Here is a 21334-nt window from a genome sequence, read left to right on the forward strand (position 1 = left end):
AACCTCCCAGGTTTTTCATTCTTGGACCGGAAGCTTAGACCGCGCCCGCCTTGCTGCGGAAGCGCGGCGTGGGCCGCGGATTTTTTTGCGGAGTTGATACGGATCAAGGTCGGCGCCCGCGGGCGGGGGCAGAGTGGGCGCACCGCAGAGGAGGCGACCATGAGCCCGCTGACCGCCAAGGACCTGATGACGCCCGATGTCGTCACCGTGCCGCCGGAGACGCCGGTCCTGGCCATCGCCCAGCTGCTGGCCGATCGCGGCATCTCCGCCGTGCCGGTGCTGGGGGCGGATGGCGCGGTGCTCGGCATCGTCACCGAGGCCGACCTGATCCGCCGCCTGGCCGGGCATGACCAGCCGATGAGCCTGATGCGCCAGCTCTTCGCCGATCTCGACCGCATGGCCGAGCGCTATGCCAGCACCCATGGCGCGACGGCCGCCGATGTGATGACCCTCGGCGCCATCTCGGTCGGGCCCGCGACCCCGGTCTCCGCCATCGCCGAGCTGATGGAGCAGAAGCATATCCGGCGTGTGCTGGTGGTCGAGCAGGGCCGGCTGCGCGGCGTGGTCAGCCGGGCTGATCTGCTGCGCGCCCTGGTCGCGCCGCCGGTGGAGGCGGGCGACTATTCCGATGAGCGGCTGCGCCGCGCCGTGCTGGCCGCGATCAAACGCGAGCCCTGGGCGGAGACCTTCTTCACCCTGGTCGACGTCAAGGCCGGCGTGGTCGAGCTGCATGGCTTCAGCCGCAGCCCCGCCGTGCAGCGCGGCCTGAAGGTGCTGGCCGAACAGATTCCCGGCGTGAAGGGCGTGGTCGACAAGACCCAGCCCTTGCCGACCCATCTCTTCGCCGCGGCCTGAGGCCAAGGCGAGAGCGGGGAGGCCGGGGGGAAGGGGCATCCTCCCGGTCTCACCAACCCGTCCACGGCCCGGACCTGCCGAATTCCCGCCCGGCAGGCCGGGCCGTCACGGGGCCTTCCATGGGGCGACCATGGCGCCCGGGCCGGGGCGGTTCCCCGGCGGGCGAACAGCACGGCGCCGGGGGCGGCGAGGCCCCGGCGCCTTTTTCCATGCCCCTGGCCCGCTCAGCGCCCGGCGAAGACCGGGCGGCGCTTCTCCAGGAAGGCCTGCACGGCGTTCCGGAAATCCTCGGTCTCGGTGTAGCGGCCGGCCTCGGCCAGCGTCTCGGGCGGGATCGGCAGCGGCCCGCGCAGCGCGCGCAGCGCCTGCTTGTGGAAGCGGTTGGACAGCGGCGCGCCCTCGCAGATCCGCGCCGCCAGCGCCTCGGCCTCGGCGAACACCGCCCCATCGGGCACGCAGCGGTTCAGCAGGCCGAGCGCCCTGGCCTCCTTTCCCTCCAGCACCCGCCCCTCGATCAGCAGCTCGCAGGCCACCGGATAGCCGACGATGCCGAGCAGCAAATCCAGCGCCGCATGCGGGTACCAGATGCCGAGCTTGCGGGCCGGGATGCCGATCCGCGCGCCCTCTCCACCCACGCGGAAATCGCAGGCGGTGGCCAGCGCCGCGCCGCCGCCCATGCACCAGCCGGCGATGGCGGCGACCACCGGATGGGTGCAGTCGCGGATGGCGGCGATGGCGCCACCCAGCCCCCCGGCATAGCGCGCATCCTTCTCCCGCCCGCCATGATCCTGGCCGAAGCGGCCGATATCGGCGCCGGCGCAGAAGGCCTCCTCGCCGGCGCCGCGCAGGATGACGCAGCCCAGCGAGGCATCGGCCGAGAGCTCGGTGAAGATCTCCGCCATCGCCTCCCACATGGGCAGGTCCAGGCAGTTGCGTTTCTCGATGCGGTCGATCACCACCGTGGCGACCGGACCCGTGCGGCTGACGCGCAGATGGGGGTTCGGCATGGTCCCGGAACGGTGCGGGCGGGGCGCCGCCCTGTCAATCGCCGCGCCGCGCAACCGGCCGCGAGGCCGCAACCGCACCGGGTGCGCCCGGGTTCTCCTGCCGACAGAAGTGGAGGACCCCATGCACAGCGACCGCAACGAGGACGAGATGCGCATGAAGGTGCGCGAGATGGTCTCGGGCATCGGCACCGCCATCATGACCACGATCGACGAGCAGGGGCGCCTGCGCGGCCGCCCGATGCGCGGCATCGGCCCCGACCAGGATGGCCGCACCCTGTGGTTCTTCACCCGGCTGGACAGCCCGAAAGTGGCCGAGCTGAAGACCGATTCGCGCGTGCTGCTCGGCTATGCCGATGTGAAGAGCCAGGATTATGTCTCGCTCTCCGGCCGCGCCCGCATCGTCACCGATACCGCCAAGAAGAAGGAACTCTGGGCCGAGCCGATGCGCACCTGGCTGCCGGAAGGGCCGGAAGGCGCGGATGTCGGGCTGATCGCGGTCGAGATCGAAGGCGCGGAATACTGGGATGGCGTCTCCTCGACGCTGCGCTTCGCCTTCGGCTACGCCAAGGCTCTCGCCACGGGCGAGCCGGCGCACACCGGCGAGAATGCCAAGGTGGCGTTCCGCTAAAACAGATTGAGGGGGCTTTGCCCCCTCAAACTCCCCCAGCAGGGGACAGGGTCCCCTGCACCCGCCATCAGCGGGTCGGCTTCGGCGGGGTCACCGCGTAATCATAGAAGCCCTTGCCGGCCTTGCGGCCGAGCCAGCCGGCTTCGACATATTTCACCAGCAAGGGCGAGGGGCGGTACTTGCTGTCGCCCATGCCTTCATGCAGCACGCGCATGATCGCCAGGCAGGTGTCCAGGCCGATGAAATCGCCCAGCTCCAGCGGCCCCATCGGGTGGTTGGCGCCGAGCTTCATGGCGGCGTCGATGGAGCGCACATCGCCCACCCCTTCCTGCAGCGCCTGCACCGCCTCGTTGATCATCGGGATCAGCACGCGGTTGACGATGAAGGCCGGATAGTCCTGCGCCACCGCCGTGGTCTTGCCCATGCGCTCGGCGAGCGCGGCGACGGCGGCGAAGGTCTCCTCCGAAGTCGCGATGCCGCGGATGATCTCGACGAGCTTCATCACCGGCACCGGGTTCATGAAGTGCATGCCGATGAAGCGTTCCGGCCGGTCACTCGCCGCCGCCAGCCGGGTGATGGGGATGGAGGAGGTGTTGGAGGCCAGGATCGCCTCCGGCTTCAGCAGCGCCGAGACCGATTTGAAGATGGCGAGCTTGGTCTCCTCGCGCTCCGTCGCCGCCTCGATGACGATGTCGCACTGGGCGAGCGCCGCCATCTCGGTCCCCGTGCTGATCCGCGCCAGCGCCGCATCCTTGGCCGTGGCGTCGAGCCCGCCCTTGGCCACCTGCCGGTCCATGTTCTTGGCGATGGTGGCCAGCGCCTTTTCCAGCGCGGCCGGGTTCACATCGACCAGCACCACCGGCAGACCGGCGAGGGCTGCGACATGGGCGATGCCATTGCCCATCTGCCCGGCGCCGATGACGCCGACCGACTGGATATCCGCCACGAGATCTCTCCTGGAAGGGGGCGCCAACTGAAGGCGGGGTCCGGGTGGACCCTGTCCCCCCGGCCTTTACTCTTTACTTGCCGAGCTCGGTCTCGAGCTCGGGCAGGATCTTGAACAGGTCGCCGACCAGGCCGTAATCGGCCACCTGGAAGATCGGCGCCTCCTCGTCCTTGTTGATGGCGACGATGACCTTGCTGTCCTTCATGCCGGCCAGGTGCTGGATGGCGCCCGAGATGCCGACGGCGATGTAGAGCTCCGGCGCGACGATCTTGCCGGTCTGCCCCACCTGGTGGTCATTCGGCGCGTAGCCCGCATCGACCGCGGCGCGGGAGGCGCCGACGGCGGCGCCGAGCTTGTCGGCCACCCGCTCGATGATGGCGAAGTTCTCGGCCGAGCCGAGGGCGCGGCCGCCGGAGACGACGATGCGGGCGGCGGTCAGTTCCGGGCGTTCGCTCTGCGCGATCTCGGCGCCGACGAAGCTGGAGATGGCCGGGTCGGCGGCGCCGGGCGCCGGCTCGATGGCGGCCGAGCCGCCCTCGGCCGCGACCGGGTCGAAGGAGGCGGCGCGCACCGTCATCACCTTCTTGGCGTCGGCCGTCTTCACGGTGGCCAGCGCGTTGCCGGCATAGATGAAGCGGCGGAAGGTGTCCGGGCTCTCGACGCCGGCGATGTCGGTGATGATCTGCACATCCAGCAGTGCTGCGGCGCGCGGCAGGATGTTCTTGCCCATGGCGCTGCCCGGGGCCAGCAGGTGGCTGTAGTTCGGCGCCAGCGCCACCAGCAGCGCGGCGGCGGGCTCGGCCAGGCCGTGCTCATAGGCCGGGCCCTCGGCGGTGATCACCTTGGTGACGCCATCGAGCTTCGCCGCGGCGGCGGCGGCCTCGGCACCGCCGAGCACCAGGACATGCACCTCGGCATCGATCTGCCTGGCCGCGGCGACGGTGCTGCGGGTGGGCTGGCTGACGGTCGCGCCGCTGCGGTCGGCAAGGACGAGGACGGCCATGGTCAGATCACCTTCGCTTCGGTCTTCAGCTTGGACACCAGCTCGGCCACCGAGCCCACCTTGACGCCGGCCTGACGCTTCGGCGGCTCCTCGACCTTCAGCACGGTCAGGCGCGGGGTGACGTCGACGCCGAGATCGCCCGGCTTCATCGTCTCCAGCGGCTTTTTCCGAGCTTTCATGATGTTCGGCAGGGACGCGTAGCGGGGCTCGTTGAGGCGCAGATCGGTGGTGACGATCGCCGGCAGCTTGAGGCTGACCGTCTCCAGCCCGCCATCGACCTCGCGCGTGACCTTGGCGCTCTGCCCGTCCAGCTCGACCTTGCTGGCGAAGGTGCCCTGGGCCCAGCCGAGCAGCGCGGCGAGCGCCTGGCCGGTGGCGTTCATGTCGTCATCGATGGCCTGCTTGCCCATGATGACGAGGCCCGGCTGCTCGCGCTCGACGATCGCCTTCAGCAGCTTGGCGACGCCGAGCGGCTCGGTGCCCTCGGCCTCGATCAGGATGCCGCGATCGGCGCCCATGGCCAGCGCGGTGCGCAGCTGTTCCTGCGCCTGGGCCGGGCCGATGGAGACGGCGACGATCTCGGTGGCCGCGCCCTTCTCCTTCAGCCGGACCGCTTCCTCGACCGCGATCTCGTCGAAGGGGTTCATCGACATCTTGACGTTGGCGGTCTCGACGCCGGTGCCGTCCGCCTTGACGCGGACCTTCACATTGTAATCCACCACCCGCTTGACGGGGACGAGGAGCTTCATCGCCTGGCCGTGTCCTGCTTTTCTCGGTTCCGGTCCGGGGCCGCCCGCGCATGGGGGCCCCGCAGCCCCGAAAGGGGCCATTGTGCAGTTGCGGCGGCGAGCCTAGGCGCGCCGTGAGGCGGAGGCAAGGTGAGGGGGGTCAGCCCCGGCCCATGCTCAGCATCAGCAGGACAAACAGCAGCAGCGACAGGCCCTGCAGCCCGACGCGCCAGCGCATCAGCCGGTTGGAGCGGGCGCCATTGTCGTCGCCGCGCGCCAGGCCGAGCATGCCGGCCAGCATGACGCCCAGCGTGCCGAGCATGGCCAGGCCGAGCAGGATGGAGAGGAAGGTCTGCATGGTCGCCAGTTAGCGCGGTTTGGCCGCGCCGCAAGCGGGGCCGGGGGGTGGCGGGGCGGAAGCTGTCCATTGTTTCATCTTCCGGACGGCCGCCCGGCGGCGCGCCCGGTCCGGCTGGCGCGCTGGTGACGGAGCGGTTGCAAAAGAGGGGCTTGACCGTTGGGGGGCGCCTGGGCTTCCGCTGCGCGCCATGCGCTTCCTGCCCCTCCTGCTGCTGGTGCTGAGCTGGAGCCTGCCGGCTTTCGCCCAGACCCCTCCCGCCAATGGCGCCCCCCCGGCCGGCCAGGCCGCGCCGCTGCCCGCCGGGGAGGCGCAGCGCCTGCTCGGCCTGCTGCGCGACGATGCGCGGCGCGCCGAGCTGCTGCGCACGCTGGAGGCGCTCTCCGCCGCCGAGCGCGCGGCGCCCCGCCCGGCGCCCGCGCAGGGGCAGGCCCCCGCAGCGGCGCCGGCCGCCCCGGCTGCGGGCCAGCCCGCCCCGGCCAATGGCGCCGCCCCGCCCGCCAATGGCACCCCCGCCCCCGCCGCCACGGCCGGCGCGGCGGTGGAGCAGCTGCTGGCGCCCAACACGCTGGGCGGGCAGATCCTGCTCGGCGCCTCGCAGCGCCTGTCCTGGCTGTCCGAGCAGATGGTGCGCGCGGCCGAGGCGGTGACCGACCTGCCCTCGCTGCTCGCCTGGTCCTCGGCCGCGGCGCGCGACCCGGTGACGCAGCGGCGCATCGCCGACGCGTCGTGGAAGCTGCTGCTGCTGTTCGGCCTGGGCGTGCTGGCGGAATGGACCGCCTGGCGGGCGCTGCACCGGCCGCGCCGGCGGCTGGATGCCAGCGTGCCGGCCGCCCCGCTGCGCGGCTGGGCCAGGCTGCGCCGGGTGCCGGCGGTGCTGGGCCGGCTGCTGCTGGACCTGCTGCCGATCGCCGCCTTCGCCGTGGTGTCCTACGGGCTGATCCCGGCGCTGCAGCCGCTGCCGACCACGCAGCTGGTGCTGCTGACCGCCAACAACGCCTATATCGCCTGCCGCCTGCTGATGGCGCTCGGCCGCATGCTGTTCTCGCCCGCCAGCGCGCATCTGCGGGTGCTGCCCTGCGCCGACCTGACGGCGGCCTATGTCACGGTCTGGCTGCGCCGGCTGGTGGTGGTGCTGGTCTCCGGCTACGCCATCGCCGAGGCCGGGCTGCTCTTCGGCCTGCCCTGGGGCGCCTATGACGCCATCCTGCGCATGGTGCTGCTGGTCATCTCGGTCTTTCTCGGCATCATCGTGCTGCAGAACCGGGTGGCGGTGGCCAGCTTCCTGCGCGCGCCCCCGCTGAAGGAGGGCGACCAGCCCAATGCCGGCCGCCGCGCGCTGCGCCGCTTCCGCGACTGGCTGGCCGAGGTCTGGCACATCCTGGCCATTCTCTACCTGCTGGCGCTGTGGGGGGTCTGGGCGCTGGAGATCCGCGACGGCTTCTCCCGCCTGCTGCGCGCCAGCCTGCTGACGCTGCTGGTGCTGACGGTCGCCAAGGGGCTCGACATCCTGCTGCGCCGGGCGCTGGCGGGCAGCTTCCGCATCTCGATGGACCTGGCCGGGCGCTACCCGGCGCTGGAGCAGCGCGCCAACCGCTATGTGCCGCTGCTGAAGGGCAGCGTCTCCGCCGTGCTGACGGTGCTGACGGTGCTGACGCTGATGGAGGTCTGGGGGGTGCGCTCCTTCGCCTGGTTCGCCCCCGGCGCGCTGGGCAGCCAGCTGCTGCACTCCCTGGTCTCGGTGGGCTTCACCGCCGCCATCGCCGTGCTGGTGTGGGAGACGGCGAATGCCGCCATCCAGCGGCATCTCGACCGCCTCTCCCGCGATGCCGAGGCGGCGCGCAGCGCCCGCGTGCGCACGCTGGTGCCGATGCTGCGCACCACGCTGCTGATCGTCATCCTGCTGTTCGTCGCCTTCAACCTGCTCACCGAGCTCGGCGTGAACGTGGCGCCGCTGCTGGCCGGTGCCGGTGTCATCGGCCTGGCGCTCGGCTTCGGTTCGCAGAAGCTGGTGCAGGACGTCATCACCGGCGTGTTCCTGCTGTTCGAGGACGCGATGGCGGTGGGCGATGTCGTCAATCTCGGCGGCAAGAGCGGCGTGGTCGAGAAGCTGTCGATCCGCTCCATCACGCTGCGCGACATCGATGGCAGCGTGCACATCATCCCCTTCAGCACGGTGACCGCCGTCACCAACATGACGCGCGACTTCTCCTTCGCCGTGCTGGATGTGCAGGTGGCCTATCGCGAGGACACCGACCGCGTGGTCGAGCTGCTGCAGGGCCTGTGCCAGGAGATGCGATCGGAGGCCAAATGGGGCCTGGTGATCCGCGACGAGATGGAGGTGCTGGGCGTCAACCAGCTCTCGCCGGACGGGCCGGTGATCCGGGTGCGCATCAAGACCGAGCCGATCCAGCGCTGGAACGTGCTGCGCGAGATGAACCGCCGCATCAAGCAGCGCTTCGACGAGATGGGCATCGAGATCCCGGCGGCGCGGCAGAAGCTGGTCTTCGAGGGCGGCGCGCCGGGGCCCCTGGCCCCCGGGGCAGCCCCGGGCGCGACCCCGGGCGGCGCCCCGCCCGCGGGCCCCGCCCAGCCGGGCGGCCAGCCGGCGACGCAGCCGAGCTGAGGCACGGCCGGGTCCGGGGGAGCGGGTCGCGGTGCCCGCGCAGCGGCCCGGCCCCGCGTGGCCCGGCCCGCCCTGTCCGGTCCGCCATGTCCGGCCCGCGGCCCCGGCATGCTTGCCATCGGCGCGTGGATGGTCCTATCCTCCATCCATGCGCCGCATTCGGACCATCCGGATCATCATTAGCGGCCCGGCCGCCTGAGCGCCCTGCGGGGGGCAGCGGCCGGGACAAGCCCCGCGCGCCTGCTTCCCTTCCGCTCAGATCCGGAATCTTTACCAATGTCCGATTGCGCTTCCTTCACGGTGGCCCGCTTCACCGTCCTGGCCGATTCCTATCCCGGCCTGCTCTCCCGCGTGCTCGAACCCTTCGCCAAGCGCGACCTGACGCCCGACCGCCTGCGCGCCCAGCGCGAGGGCGAGTATCTGCGCGTCGAGATCGGCCTGGACGCCATGCCGGTCGAGATGCTGCATCTGGTGGCCGGCAATCTGGGCCAGATCGTCGGCGTGCTGCGGGTCGAGGCCATGGAGGGCCGGCATATCCGCCTGGCCGCCTGAGCCGCCGGGCCAGGCCCGGCCGCCGGTTTGACCCCCCGGAGGGCGGCGCCCTAGACTGCGCCGCCTGCCCGGGAAGCCCTGATGACCTGCCCTGCCGCCCCGTCCGCCTCTCGCCGGGGCCGCGCATGACCGCCTGGCTCACCCATCCCTGGGTCATCCTGGCCTGCGCCATCGTCGCCGAGGTGATCGCCACCTCGGCCCTCAAGGCCTCCGACGGCTTCACCCGGCTGCTGCCCTCCATCCTGGTGGTGGCGGGCTATGGCGTGGCCTTCTTCTGCCTGTCCCTGACGCTGCGCAGCATGCCGGTGGGGCTGGTCTACGCCCTGTGGTCGGGCATCGGCATCGTGCTGGTCTCGATCGCCGGCCTGGTGATCTACGGCCAGCGCCTGGACGCCCCGGCGCTGATCGGCATCGCCCTGATCATGGCCGGCGTGCTGACCATCAATCTCTTTTCCAAGTCCCACTGATTTTTTTGTCAGCTGCCGGTCCGGGCCGGGACGGGAGGGGCTGCACCCGGGCCGGACGCCTGGGCCCGGGGGAGGGTCTGCTCGGCGCGGCGCGGTGAACCCGGCGCGCCACCATGCCAGCAGCGCCACAGCCGAGCGCAGAAGCCCGCCTCTCAACCCGCTTGCGGCAGCCTGACAGAATTAAGCCTGCTTCAGCTCGATGAGGCTGCGGCGGATCTTGCGGCCGCGGCGGATGCGGTCCTCGATGAAGCCGGCCTCGCCCCAGCGCACGGCGCGGCCCAGGGCGTGCGCGTCCTCGGAGAAGCGCGCCAGCATTTCCAGCAGCGCCTCGCGGTTGTTGAGGAAGACGTCGCGCCACATGTCGACATCGCTCGCCGCGATGCGGGTGAAGTCGCGGAAGCCGGACGCCGCGAATTTCAGCACCTGCTCGCGCGTCTCCTGCGCCAGATCATCCGCCGTGGAGCAGATGGTGAAGGCGATCATGTGCGGCAGGTGGGAGACAATGGCGACCACCTTGTCATGCGTCGCCGGGTCCATCGTCTCGATCATGGCGCCGGCGCGGCGCCACAGCTCGGCGATCCTCTCCTGGGCCGCGGCGTCGCCGCCCTCGACCGGGGTCAGGATGACGTAGCGGCCCTGGAACAGGCTGGCGAAGCCGGCATCGGGGCCGGAATGCTCGGTGCCGGCCATCGGGTGGGCGGGCACCAGATGCACGCCCGGCGGCAGCAGCGGCAGCAGGTCGCGCAGCACCGAGCCCTTGGTGGAGCCCACATCGCTCAGCACGCAGCCCGGCGCCAGATGCGGCGCGATCTGCGCCATCACCGTGCCGAAGCGGCCGACCGGGGTGCAGAGGATGACCGCGTCGCAGCCCTCGACCGCCTTGGCCGGGTCGGTCTCCACCACATCGGCCAGGCCCAGCTCGCGCACCCGCGCGGCCACGGCCTCGCTGGTGTCGCAGGCCACGAGCGTGCCGGCGATGTCGCCGCGCTCGCGCGCCAGCCTTGCCAGGGAGGAGCCGATCAGGCCGAGCCCGATCAGGCAAAGCCGCCGGAAGAGCGGCTCAGCCATGGGCCGTGGCGGGCACGGGGGCGCCGATGGCGTCGATCACCATCTGGCATTCCTCGGCGGTGCCGATGGTGATGCGCAGGCAATGCGGCAGGCCATAGCCGCCCATGCCGCGCACGATCAGCCCGCGCGACTTCAGGGTCGCATCGGCGGCCTTGGCGCCCTCGGGCGAGCCGAAATCGACCAGGATGAAATTCGTCTGGCTCGGCCAGACATCATGGCCGGCCGCCTGCAGCGCCGCGACCATGCGGCCGCGCCACGCGGTGTTGTGGGCGACACACTTCTCGATCCAGCCCGGCTCGGCCAGCGCCGCCACGGCCGCGGCCTGGGAGGCGCTGGCGACGTTGAAGGGCCCGCGCACCCGGTTCAGCACGTCGATGATGTCGGGGGCCGCATAGCCCCAGCCCACCCGCATGCCGCCCAGGCCGAAGATCTTGCTGAAGGTGCGCAGCATGATGGTGTTGCCGGCCGCATCCACCAGCGCCTCGCCGGCATCATAGCCGGGGGTGGTGACGTATTCGGCATAGGCGCTGTCCAGCACCAGCAGCACATCGTCGCGCAGCCCGGCCCGCAGGCGCGCCAGCTCCTCATTCGGCAGCAGCGTGCCGGTCGGGTTGTTCGGGTTGGTCAGGAAGACGATGCGGGTGCGCGGGCCGGCCGCGGCCAGGATGCCGTCGATATCGGCCTTCATGCCGCCGCCCTCGGCCGGGATCTCGGCCACCTTCAGCACCCGCGCGCCGGAGGCGCGGCCGGTGATGTCGTACATCATGAAGCCATAGGCCGACATGATGACTTCCGTGCCCTCGCCGGCATAGGCGGTGCAGAGCAGGGTGATCAGCTCGTCCGAGCCATTGCCGCAGATGATCCGCGCCGGGTCGAGGCCGAAGCGCGCGCCGATCGCCTCGCGCAGCTCCTTCGCGTTGCCGTCGGGGTAGCGATGCGCCTCGCGGGCCGCCTGCACGATCGCCTCGATCGCGGCGGGCGGCGGGCCGAAGGCCCCCTCATTGGAGGAGAGCTTGATGATCCGGTTCACCCCCGGCAGCTTCGACTCGCCGCCGACATAGGGGTCGATCGACAGGATGGAGGGGCGCGGCGGGACGGTCATCGGGTCACTTCTTCCGGCTCGGGCTCGGCATAGGCGCCGAGGATCTGCAGGCGGGGGAAGGGCAGGGCGGCCAGGCGCGGGTCGCCCTCCTCGAGCAGCCCCTCCACCTCGGCCAGCGCCATCGGGTTGGGCAGGTCGCGGCGCATCACCCAGCGCGGCGGCAGGCCGGCGCCGGCCAGCAGCGTGGTGATGCGGGCGCGCGACATCTCCGGCTCCGGCTCGATGCGCAGCAGGCTGCGGTCGCGCCCGGTGGCGTCCGCCATCAGCGGCGCCACGGCGAAGGCGGCCGGCTCCTGGTCGCGCGGGGCCAGGAAGGGCAGGGCGGCGACGATGCGCAGCCGCGGCGTGTCGAGCTGCGTCCACCAGGCGAGCTCCGGCCGCTCCCCCTCCTGCGGTGCCGGCAGCACGGCGACGGCGGCCTCGCCATTGGCGACGCTGGCCAGCACGCGCGACGGCGTCGGGTGCAGCTTCAGCGGCGTCAGCAGGCCGAAATGCTCGCGCGCCAGCCGGGCCACCAGCTCGGCCCCGGCCTCGCCCTGCACGCCGGCCTGGGCCGCCACGCTGAAATTGCCCTGCTGGGCGAGGGAGGAGGCGATGATCTCCCGCCACAGCCGGATGATGGCCGGGCGGGCCAGCGCGCCCTGGTTGCGGGCCAGCAGGCGGCGCAGGATCAGCGCCTCCCGCCCGGGGCGGAAGGTGGCCGCGCCGCCCTTCACCCGCTGCGACGCCATATGGGCGACCAGATCGGCCCGGCGCATCAGCAGGTCGTGCAGCGCGTCGTCGATCCGGTCGATCTCGGCGCGCAGGGTGGCCAGGTCGGGGGGAGGGAGGTCGGGCATGGCGTCGGGCCAGCAATAAAGCGGCGCGGCCCCGCCGCCAAGCCATCCAGGCGCCGCCGCGGCACGGCGCGGCGAAGCGGCGGTGGATTTGTGGCAGGGACGCGCCTATTCCTGGCCGCCCGATGAGCGAGGCGAAGCCCCACCATGCGCAAGCCATGCCCGAGCCGGCCGTGACGATCGAGCCCAACCCCATCGCCCCCGGCCCCACCGCCCCCGACCTGACCGCCGAGGTCGCGCATCAGCGCGCCCATTTCCCGGATGGCCTGGCGCTGGATTGCGGCGCCGTGGTCGCGCCGCTGGATGTCGCCTACCGCACCTATGGCACGCTGAACGCCGCGCGCAGCAATGCCGTGCTGGTCTGCCACGCCCTGACCGGCGACCAGTACCTGGCCGAGCGCCATCCCGTCACCGGCCGCCCGGGCTGGTGGGAGGCGGTGGTGGGCCCCGGCAAGCCGATCGACACCGAGCGCTTCTTCGTCATCTGCGCCAATGTGCTGGGCGGCTGCATGGGCAGCACCGGCCCGCGCGAGAAGCGCCCCGACGCCACCGGCGCCCTGACCGAGGAGCTGTGGGGCATCGATTTCCCCAACATCACCATCCGCGACATGGTGCGCGCCCAGCACAAGCTGGTGCGCGAGCATCTGGGGGTGGAGCGGCTGCTGGCGGTGGTCGGCGGCTCGATGGGCGGCATGCAGGCGCTGGAATGGGCGGCGACCTATCCGGAGATGGTGCATGCCTGCGCGCCCATCGCGACCGCCACCCATCACAGCGCGCAGAACATCGCCTTCCACGAGGTCGGCCGCGCCGCCATCCATTCCGACCCCGACTGGCGGGGCGGGCGCTACTGGGCCGAGCCCGGGCTGGTGCCGGCCAAGGGCCTGTCGGTGGCGCGCATGGTGGCGCATATCACCTATCTCTCCGAGGAGGCGCTGACCCGGAAATTCGGCCGCCGCCTGCGCGGCGCCCCGGCGCTGACCTTCCTGGAGGATGTGTTCGAGGTGGAGAGCTATCTGCGCCACCAGGGCAGCAGCTTCACCCGCCGCTTCGACGCCAATTCCTACCTGACCATCACCCGCGCCATGGATTACTTCGACCTGGCGGCGGAGCATGGCGGCGACCTGGCGGCGGCCTTCCGCGGCACGGCGACGCGCTTCTTCGTGGCCAGCTTCTCCTCCGACTGGCTGTTCCCGACCGAGGAGAGCCGCACCCTGGTGCGGGCGCTGAACGCGGCGGCGGCCAACACCTCCTTCGTCGAGATCACCTCCGACAAGGGGCATGACGCCTTCCTGCTGGACGAGCCGGAATTCCATGCGGCGCTGGGCGGGTTCCTGCGCGGCGCGGCAAGCCGGTTGAAGATTTAAGAATCTTCTTTTTCTGAAGAAAAAGAAGCAAAAAGACTTTCTTTCAGTTGGCGTCCCGCCTCAGGCCAGACGCGGGACGCCAAACTGACAAAAGTTTTTTGGTTCTTTTTTCCTAAAAAAGAACCCTTTCTTTCCCCCTGTATGCCCGCGCCCGCTGCAATGCAGCATCCAGCTTTCTTGCCGCCACTTTGGGGCTGGACGATCTAAAATTGCTGCGATACCCCGCCGCCGCGCAATGAACGGCGCAGCTGCCCTGAGACGACCCGAATGGCGGAGCCGATGACCCAAGCCAGTGCGACTTCCTCTTCCCCCAGCCTGACGCGGCAGGACATCCGCACCCTCGTCCTCGCCTCGCTCGGCGGCGCGCTGGAATTCTACGATTTCATCATCTTCGTCTTCTTCGCGGCGGCCATCAGCCACCTGTTCTTCCCGCCCGACATGCCGGAATGGCTGCAGACGGCGCAGACCTTCGGCATCTTCGCCGCCGGCTACTTGGCGCGGCCGCTGGGCGGCATGATCATGGCGCATTTCGGCGACAAGGTCGGCCGCAAGCGCATGTTCACCTTCTCCATCTTCCTGATGGCGGTGCCCACGCTGCTGATCGGCCTGACGCCGACCTATGAGACCATCGGCTATGCCGCGCCGATCCTGCTGCTGGTCTTCCGCATGATGCAGGGTGCGGCGATCGGCGGCGAGGCGCCGGGCGCCTGGGTCTTCGTGGCCGAGCATGTGCCGCCGCACCGCGTGGGCCTGGCCGTCGGCCTGCTGACCGGCGGGCTGACCGGCGGCATCCTGCTGGGCTCGCTGATGGCCACCGCCATCAACCTGGCCTTCACCCCGGCCGAGGTCTCCAGCTTCGCCTGGCGCATCCCCTTCCTGCTGGGCGGCGTGTTCGGCCTGCTGGCGATGTATCTGCGCCGCTGGCTGCACGAGACGCCGATCTTCGAGGAGATGCGCCGCCGCGCCGAGCTGGTGCGGGACCTGCCGATCAAGCAGGTGCTGCGCGGCCATGGCCGCTCGATCATCGTCTCCATGCTGATGACCTGGATGCTGACCGCCGGCATCGTCGTGCTGATCCTGATGACGCCGCCGCTGATGCAGAAGCTGCACGCGATCCCGGCGACGCAGACCCTGGTCGCCAGCATCGCCGCCACCCTGGCGCTGACCCTCTCCGCCATGCTGACCGGCGCGGCGCTGGACCGCTTCGGCACCCGCAAGGTCATGGTGGTGGGCGGCCCGGCGCTGATCCTGGCCGCCTATGCGCTGTGGATGGGCACCGCCGCCAACACCGCCCTGCTGCTGCCGCTGCACGCGCTGGCGGGGGCCGCCGTCGGCGTCATCACCATCGTGCCCTATGTGATGGTGCATGCCTTCCCGCCGGCCATCCGCTTCAGCGGCATCTCCTTCTCCTACAACATGGCCTATGCGGTGTTCGGCGGCATCACGCCCCCGGCCGTGTCGCTGATGCTGGCGGCCGACCACCTGGCCCCGGCGCATTACGTGGCGGCGGTGGCGGCGGTGGGCATGGTCACCGTGCTGGCGCTCTCCACCCGGGCGCACCGCCCGGCCGCCACCCAGCCGGCCTGAAACCCCCAGGCGTGCCGCCGAAGCGCGGCACACCCCCAAGCAACGCCTTCGGCGGCGCGGCATGACTATGCTAAGCGCCGCCGCATGGCCCGTCTTCCTCCCCCCGAGACCAGCAAAGCCCTGATCGCCCGGCTGTGGCGCCACTATGTGCGCCACCACCGGGGGGGGATCGCGCTCGCTTTGCTCTGCACCGCGGCGCTGGCGGGCTTCACCGCGCTCTACCCGGTCGTCATCCAGCAGGCCTTCGACCTGTTCACCGCCGGCGACACCCGCATCGTCTGGCTGGTGCCGCCCGCCATCATCCTGATCACCGCGCTGAAATCGCTCGCGCAATACGGCCAGGCCGTGTCCGTCCAGGCGGTGGTGCTGCGGGTGATCGAGGCGCTGCAGAACGACCTGTTCCGCGCCCTGACGCGGGCCGACTTTGCCACCGTGGCGCAGGAGGCGCCGGCCCGCCACGCCGCCCGCTTCACCGCCGACGCCCAGGCCATCCGCGAGGCGCTGACCAAGGCCATCAACGCGCTGGCCGATGGCCTGACCGTGGTCGGGCTGGTCGCCGCCATGGTCTGGCTGGACTGGCATATGAGCCTAATCCTGCTGGTGCTCTACCCGCTGGCCGTGGTGCCGGTGACCAAGCTCGGCAAGCGCATCCGCCGCGCCTCGGGCGGCATGCAGGAGCGGGTGGGCGAGGCGGCGGCGATGCTGACCGAGAGCTTCTCCGCCGCCCGCGTGGTGCGCAGCTACGGGCTGGAGCGGCAGGAGGAGGCGCGCGCGGCGCGGGCCTTCGCGGCGCTGCGCGAATCGCTCTACGCCATCGCCCGCACCCGCGCCAAGCTGGACCCGATCCTGGAGGCGCTGGGTGGGCTGGCGGTCGCCGGCGTGCTGGCCTTTGTCGGCTGGAAGGTCAGCAGCGGCCTCGGCACGGTGGGCGAGTTCACCGGCTTCATCTCCGCCCTGCTGCTGGCGACGCGGCCGATGCGGGCGCTGGGCTCGCTCAACGCCTCGCTGCAGGAAGGCTTTGGCGGGCTGATCCGCGTCTTCGGCGTGATGGACCGCCACGCCAGCATCGCCACCCCGCCCGGCGCGCCCTCCCTGCCCGAGGGCGCCGGGCGCCTGACCTTCGAGCATGTCGGCTTCCGCTATCCGGACCTCGACCAGGCGGCGCTCGAGGATCTTTCTTTCAGCGCCGAGCCGGGGCAGACGGTGGCGCTGGTCGGACCCTCAGGCGCCGGCAAATCCACCGCCCTCGCCCTGCTGCCGCGGCTCTACGACCCGACCGCCGGGCGCATCACCCTGGACGGCGCCGAGATCCGCGAGGTCTCGCTGGACTCCCTGCGCGCCGCCATCGCCTATGTCGGCCAGGATGCGGTGATCTTCGATGACAGCGCGCTGGCCAACATTGCCTGCGGCCATCCCGGCGCCGACCGCGCGGCGGTGGAGGCGGCGGCGCGCGCGGCCGCCGCGCATGATTTCATCGCCGCCCTGCCGGCCGGCTACGACACGGTGCTGGGCCCCTCCGGCTCGCGCCTGTCGGGCGGGCAGCGGCAGCGCATCGCGCTGGCCCGCGCCCTGCTGCGCAACCCGCGCGTGCTGCTGCTGGACGAGGCGACCAGCGCGCTGGACGCCGAGAACGAGGCGGCGATCGGCCGCGCGCTCGAGCATCTGCGCCAGGGCCGCACCACGCTGGTGGTGGCGCACCGCCTGGCCACGGTCTACGCCGCCGACCAGATCGTGGTGATGCAGGAGGGCCGCGCGGTGGAGCGCGGCCGCCATGCCGAGTTGATGGCGCAGGACGGGCTCTATGCCCGCATGGTGCGCACCCAGGCCTTCGAACTGAGCTGAGCCGAACCGGGCGGGGCGGCGCGCCCGCCCGGTCATTCCCGGATCGATTTGAGAGTAATTCTTATTAACAAGCTCGCGAGGAGCGCCTAGAAGGCTGCAACTCGTTCTCAGTCGCTTCCGAGGCACTATGACCACCGATCCTGGACTCCGGCGCTCTCCCCGCCGCGCGCTGCTGCTCTCCGCCACCGCCCTGGCGCTGGTCTCCCTGCCGGCGGTGGCCCAGAATGCGGTGCCGAATGCGGCGCCCGAGGCCGCCTCGGGCGCCGTGGCGCTGCCCGAGCTGTCGGTGACCGGCCGCGCCGAGCGCGCGCTGGAGCCGGTGCAGGGCTTCGTCGCCCGGCAGAGCGTCACCGGCAGCAAGACCGACACTCCGATCCTCGAGGTGCCGCAATCGCTCTCGGTCATCACCCGCGACTCGATGAACGCCCGCCAGGTGCAGACGCTGGAGCAGGCGATGTCCTACAGCGCCGGCGTGCAGGCCGGCATGTATGGCAATTCCGGCCGCTATGACTGGTTCCGCATCCGCGGCTTCGACGCCCACACCAACGGCATCTATCTGGACGGGCTGCGCTACAATCTCGGCGCCCTGACCAGCAAGTTCGAGCCCTACGGGCTGGAGCGCCTCGAGGTGCTGCGCGGCCCGGCCTCCGTCCTGTTCGGCCAGAACGAGCCGGGCGGCATGGTCAACATGGTCTCCCGCCGCCCGACCCAGACGGCGCAGGGCGAGGTGCGGCTCTCCGCCGGCACCAATGACCGCAAGCAGGCCGAGTTCACCACCAGCGGCCCGCTCGATGCCGCGGGCGAGTGGTCCTACAGCCTGACCGGCGTGCTGCGCGACGCCAATCTGCAGAGCGGCCATGGCAAGGATGACCGCACCTTCATCGCCCCCGCCCTGACCTGGCGCCCGAGCGACAACACCCGCTTCACCTTCCTCGCCCACTATCAGCGCGACCTGACCCATGGCGACGAGTTCCTGCCCTATACCGGCACGGTGACGCGCTCCGCCTTCGGCCGGGTGCCGACGACCATCTTCAGCGGCGAGCCCAATCTCGACCACTACAACCGCACCGTCTGGGGCGCGGGCTACGAGTTCGAGCACCGCTTCGACGAGGTGTTCAGCGTCCGCCAGAACCTGCGCTACACCAAGGTCGATTACGACTGGTACCAGACCTACGGCCTCGGCCTGGCGTCGGGCAGCCAGCGGCTGATGAACCGCTACGCCTACCAGTCGGTGGTCGAGGGCTCCTCCATCGCCGTCGACAACCAGCTCGAGGCGCGCTTCGACACCGGGCCGCTGCGCCACACCGTGCTCGCCGGCCTCGACTACAGCCGCACCCTCTATGGCGCGCGCAACAGCGGCGCCACCGCCTCGCCGCTCGACCTCTACCGCCCGGTCTATGCCGGTGTCGGGCCGCGCCTGGCCACCACCGCCGACACCATGACGACGACCGACGTGCTCGGCCTCTATCTGCAGGACCAGATCCGCTTCGGCGAGCGCTGGGTCGCCACGGTCGGCATCCGCCAGGACTGGTACGACCAGGATGTGCGCAACCGCCGCACCGGTGGCCTGACCAGCAGCGATGGCGACGCCTTCACCTGGCGCGCCGGCCTGACCTACCAGGCGCCGAACGGCCTCGCCCCCTATGTCAGCTACACCGAATCCTTCATGCCGGAGACCGGCGTGAACTTCTATGGCGAGGCCTATGAGCCCACCACCGGCCGCCAGTACGAGGCCGGCGTGAAGTACCAGCCGCCGGGCGGCAGCAGCTTCGCCCAGCTCGCCGTCTTCGACCTGACCAAGCAGAATGTCCGCGGCACCGACCCGAACAACCCGCTGAACTCGGTGCAGACCGGCGAGATCCGCGTGCGCGGCGTCGAGCTGGAGGCGATGGTCAACCTCGCCCCGGGCTTCGACCTGCTCGGCTCGCTCACCTGGTGGGATGCCGAGATCACCCGCAGCACCAACGCCGCCACCCGCGGCAACCGGCCGAATGGCGTGCCCGAGTGGCTGGCCTCGCTCTACGCCCAGTACAGCTTCGCCGAAGCCACCGGCCCGATCAGCGGCCTGACCATCGGCGGCGGCGTGCGCTATGTCGGCCGCACCCCGGTGGGCGACGCCCATCTGGCCAGCGCCGTGCCCGCCGTCACCCTGTTCGACGCCGCGATCAGCTACGACCTCTCCAAGCTCGGCACCACCTTCAACGGCTTCAACGCCCAGGTGAACGCCCGCAACCTGGAGGACAAGCGCTTCGTCGCCAGCTGCGGCAGCCTCGGCTCCTGCTTCTACGGCGAAGGCCGCAGCGTCATCGGCACCCTCGCCTATCGCTGGTAATTTTTTCGGCTGCCGGTCAGGGCCGGGAGGGGAGGGAGACCTCCTCAAACCTGGCACCTGGGCCCGGGGGCGCGAGAGGAACGGGGAGGGGGAGGCCATCGGCCTCCCCCTTTCTGCGTTGGGTCCGGGACCTTCAGGGATGGGGGCGCCGGATCCGGAGCGGCGTCCATGATCCGGAACGCGGAAGGAAGGCCATCGGTCTCCCCGTCTTGCGTCCGGCCCCGCGCCTCGCCATACCGCGCGCATGGCGCAGGATCTCTCCACCCAGGCCGGCCGCCGCGCGGCCTGGCTGAACAGCCTGTTCGTCGACCACGCCGTGCTGCGGCTGGGCTGGCGCAACTGGGGCGTGGTGGCGCCCGGCCGCTTCTACCGCTCCAACCACCCGAGCCCCTGGCAGATGCGCCGCGCCGTGCGCGCCGTCGGCATCCGCAGCATCGTCAATCTGCGCGGCCACCGGGAGAGCTGCGGCTCCGACGCGCTGGGCCGCGCCATGGCGGCCGAGCTCGGGCTGGAGCATGTCGACGCGCCGCTGGAAAGCCGCGGCGCGCCGCACAAGGACCGGCTGCTGCGCCTGGCCGGGATCTTCCGCGACCTGCCCGAGCCGGTGCTGATCCACTGCAAATCCGGCGCCGACCGCACCGGCCTCGCCGCCGGGGTCTGGCTGCTGCTGCAGGGCCGCCCCGTGGAGGAGGCGATGCGCCAGCTCTCCTGGCGGCATGGCCATGTCTCGGCCAGCAAGACCGGCATCCTCGACGCCTTCTTCCGGGATTACGCTGCCTTCCAGAAGGCCAACGGGCCGAAGCCCTTCCTGGACTGGCTGCGCGAGGATTACGACGAGGACCGGCTGCGCCAGAGCTTCCGCAGCCGCGCCTGGGCCGACCGGCTGGTCGACGGCATCCTGCGCCGCGAATAGGCTGCGCCGCCGCCCCGTGCCCGGGGCCGCGGCGCGCCCTGTCGCTCAGTCGGCGCGGGCGCCGGAGGCCTGCACGGCGGCCTGCCACATCGGCCGCTCCGCCTTGCCGCGGGCGATGGCGTCCTCCGGCGTCGACCAGAGCGGCGTGCCGCCGGCCTGCAGGAAACGCTGCTTCAGCCCCTCATCCGCGGTGATCTCGCGCAGCGCCGCGTTCATCCGGTCGATGATCGGGCGCGGCGTGCCGGCGGGGGCGACAAAGGCGCCCCAGGAGGTGATGACGAAATCCTCCACCCCGGCCTCGGCCATGGTCGGCACCTCCGGCAGGCTCGGCCAGCGCTGCGCGCCGGTCACGGCGAGCGCCCGCATCCGCCCCTCCTGGATCACCGGCACATAGGAGGCGAGGTTGTCGATGGCGAAGGTGACATCGCCCGCCAGCATCGCCGGGATGGTCTGCGCCGCGCCGCGGAAGGGCACATGCGTCGCGTCCAGCCGCAGCCGGTTGCGGAAGATCTCGCCCGAGAGATGCGGCGTGGTGCCGACGCCGGGCGAGCCGAAGGAGGCGCCATTCGGCCGCTGCCGCACCCAGGCGATGAATTCCTGCAGCGTCCTGGCCGGCACATGCTGGGTCGAGACTACCACGACATTGGGGAATTCCCAGGTCAGCGAGACCGGGGTGAAGTCGCGGTCGATGTCCCAGGGCATGCGGCTGTAGAGATATTGGTTGATCGAGAAATGCCCGATCGTCGCCGCGCCGAAGGTGTAGCCATCGGGCGCCGATTTGGCGACGGCGTCCATGCCGATATTGCCGCCCGCGCCGGGCCGGTTCTCGATGATGAAATTCTGCCCCAGCTTCTGGCTCAGCCGCTCGGAGAGCAGCCGGGTCAGCAGGTCGGTCGAGCCGGCCGGCGGATAGGGCACCACCATGCGCACCGGGCGCTCGGGCCATTGCCCCTGGGCGCGGGCGGCGCCCGGCAGCAGGGCCGGGGCGGTGAGGGCAGGCGCGGCCAGGGCAGCGCCCAGCAGGGCGCGGCGGGTGGTCATGACGATCCTCCATGTACTTTTATTATGGAGGAAGCATGCCCGAGCCCCCGGCACCGCGCCAGCCCGGGGCGGCGCCAGC

19 protein-coding genes are annotated in these 21334 nt (G+C 71.2%); 10 read left to right on the forward strand and 9 right to left on the reverse strand.

Annotated features, from left to right (window positions below; all coding sequences use genetic code 11):
* The first annotated feature begins 159 nt into the window (after positions 1-159).
* Positions 160-855 (forward strand): CBS domain-containing protein, encoded by a 696-nt coding sequence (locus QE401_RS20655; protein WP_307139982.1) that lies wholly within the window; start codon positions 160-162, stop codon positions 853-855.
* Positions 856-1079: 224 nt separating this feature from the next.
* Here QE401_RS20655 and QE401_RS20660 read toward each other — a convergent pair whose 3' ends face one another.
* Complete coding sequence (locus QE401_RS20660; protein ID WP_307139983.1) at positions 1080-1862, reverse strand: enoyl-CoA hydratase/isomerase family protein; 783 nt, start codon at positions 1860-1862, stop codon at positions 1080-1082.
* Between the two features lie 121 nt (positions 1863-1983).
* On the opposite strand from QE401_RS20660, the gene QE401_RS20665 reads away from it, so the two are divergent.
* A complete protein-coding gene (locus tag QE401_RS20665; RefSeq protein WP_307139984.1) occupies positions 1984-2490 on the forward strand; it encodes a pyridoxamine 5'-phosphate oxidase family protein in 507 nt (168 codons plus the stop codon).
* 67 nt (positions 2491-2557) lie between these two features.
* Here QE401_RS20665 and QE401_RS20670 read toward each other — a convergent pair whose 3' ends face one another.
* The 4 genes from QE401_RS20670 to QE401_RS20685 all read right to left on the reverse strand — a co-directional run bounded on the left by QE401_RS20670 (position 2558) and on the right by QE401_RS20685 (position 5525).
* Entirely contained in the window at positions 2558-3436 is an 879-nt protein-coding gene (locus tag QE401_RS20670) for a 3-hydroxybutyryl-CoA dehydrogenase (RefSeq protein WP_307139986.1), read from the reverse strand.
* Between the two features lie 73 nt (positions 3437-3509).
* A complete protein-coding gene (locus QE401_RS20675; protein WP_307139987.1) occupies positions 3510-4439 on the reverse strand; it encodes an electron transfer flavoprotein subunit alpha/FixB family protein in 930 nt (309 codons plus the stop codon).
* 2 nt (positions 4440-4441) lie between these two features.
* Entirely contained in the window at positions 4442-5188 is a 747-nt protein-coding gene (locus tag QE401_RS20680; RefSeq protein ID WP_307139988.1) for an electron transfer flavoprotein subunit beta/FixA family protein, read from the reverse strand.
* A gap of 139 nt (positions 5189-5327) precedes the next feature.
* Positions 5328-5525, reverse strand: coding sequence for a twin transmembrane helix small protein (locus tag QE401_RS20685; RefSeq protein WP_307139989.1), 198 nt, complete (start codon positions 5523-5525; stop codon positions 5328-5330).
* Between the two features lie 190 nt (positions 5526-5715).
* Here QE401_RS20685 and QE401_RS20690 point away from each other — a divergent pair, with 190 nt between their 5' ends.
* The 3 genes from QE401_RS20690 to QE401_RS20700 all read left to right on the forward strand — a co-directional run bounded on the left by QE401_RS20690 (position 5716) and on the right by QE401_RS20700 (position 9170).
* Positions 5716-8151 (forward strand): mechanosensitive ion channel domain-containing protein, encoded by a 2436-nt coding sequence (locus QE401_RS20690; protein WP_307139990.1) that lies wholly within the window; start codon positions 5716-5718, stop codon positions 8149-8151.
* 276 nt (positions 8152-8427) lie between these two features.
* Positions 8428-8703: a hypothetical protein gene (locus QE401_RS20695; RefSeq protein ID WP_307139991.1), complete on the forward strand. Its 276-nt coding sequence runs from the start codon at positions 8428-8430 to the stop codon at positions 8701-8703.
* A gap of 125 nt (positions 8704-8828) precedes the next feature.
* On the forward strand, positions 8829-9170 hold the full coding sequence (locus QE401_RS20700; protein ID WP_307139992.1) for a DMT family transporter: 342 nt from the start codon (positions 8829-8831) through the stop codon (positions 9168-9170).
* A gap of 180 nt (positions 9171-9350) precedes the next feature.
* Here the strand turns inward: QE401_RS20700 and QE401_RS20705 are convergent, their stop codons facing one another.
* Genes QE401_RS20705 through QE401_RS20715 form a run of 3 tightly spaced genes read right to left on the reverse strand, consistent with a single transcriptional unit; the run spans position 9351 to position 12179 of the window.
* Positions 9351-10238: a prephenate/arogenate dehydrogenase family protein gene (locus tag QE401_RS20705; RefSeq protein ID WP_307139993.1), complete on the reverse strand. Its 888-nt coding sequence runs from the start codon at positions 10236-10238 to the stop codon at positions 9351-9353.
* A complete protein-coding gene (gene hisC, locus QE401_RS20710) occupies positions 10231-11340 on the reverse strand; it encodes a histidinol-phosphate transaminase (protein WP_307139994.1) in 1110 nt (369 codons plus the stop codon). The genes QE401_RS20705 and hisC overlap by 8 nt, the downstream gene beginning before the upstream one ends.
* Positions 11337-12179, reverse strand: a complete 843-nt coding sequence (locus QE401_RS20715; protein ID WP_307139995.1) for a chorismate mutase — start codon at positions 12177-12179, stop codon at positions 11337-11339. Before QE401_RS20715 ends, hisC begins: the two co-directional genes overlap by 4 nt.
* Before the next feature lie 155 nt (positions 12180-12334).
* Between QE401_RS20715 and metX the strand changes: the two genes are divergently transcribed.
* From metX to QE401_RS20740, 5 genes are all read left to right on the forward strand, one after another.
* Positions 12335-13540, forward strand: a complete 1206-nt coding sequence (gene metX, locus QE401_RS20720) for a homoserine O-acetyltransferase MetX (protein WP_307139996.1) — start codon at positions 12335-12337, stop codon at positions 13538-13540.
* Between the two features lie 279 nt (positions 13541-13819).
* Positions 13820-15127 (forward strand): MFS transporter, encoded by a 1308-nt coding sequence (locus tag QE401_RS20725; protein WP_307139997.1) that lies wholly within the window; start codon positions 13820-13822, stop codon positions 15125-15127.
* Between the two features lie 84 nt (positions 15128-15211).
* On the forward strand, positions 15212-16969 hold the full coding sequence (locus QE401_RS20730; protein WP_307139998.1) for an ABC transporter ATP-binding protein: 1758 nt from the start codon (positions 15212-15214) through the stop codon (positions 16967-16969).
* A 127-nt stretch (positions 16970-17096) separates the two neighbouring features.
* Positions 17097-19301: a TonB-dependent siderophore receptor gene (locus tag QE401_RS20735; RefSeq protein ID WP_307139999.1), complete on the forward strand. Its 2205-nt coding sequence runs from the start codon at positions 17097-17099 to the stop codon at positions 19299-19301.
* Positions 19302-19545: 244 nt separating this feature from the next.
* On the forward strand, positions 19546-20214 hold the full coding sequence (locus tag QE401_RS20740) for a dual specificity protein phosphatase family protein (RefSeq protein WP_307140000.1): 669 nt from the start codon (positions 19546-19548) through the stop codon (positions 20212-20214).
* A gap of 45 nt (positions 20215-20259) precedes the next feature.
* Here the strand turns inward: QE401_RS20740 and QE401_RS20745 are convergent, their stop codons facing one another.
* Positions 20260-21255 (reverse strand): Bug family tripartite tricarboxylate transporter substrate binding protein, encoded by a 996-nt coding sequence (locus QE401_RS20745; RefSeq protein ID WP_307140001.1) that lies wholly within the window; start codon positions 21253-21255, stop codon positions 20260-20262.
* Positions 21256-21334: the final 79 nt, after the last annotated feature.

This window comes from Pseudoroseomonas cervicalis, from assembly GCF_030818485.1.
Classification (GTDB): Bacteria; Pseudomonadota; Alphaproteobacteria; order Acetobacterales; family Acetobacteraceae; genus Pseudoroseomonas; species Pseudoroseomonas cervicalis_A.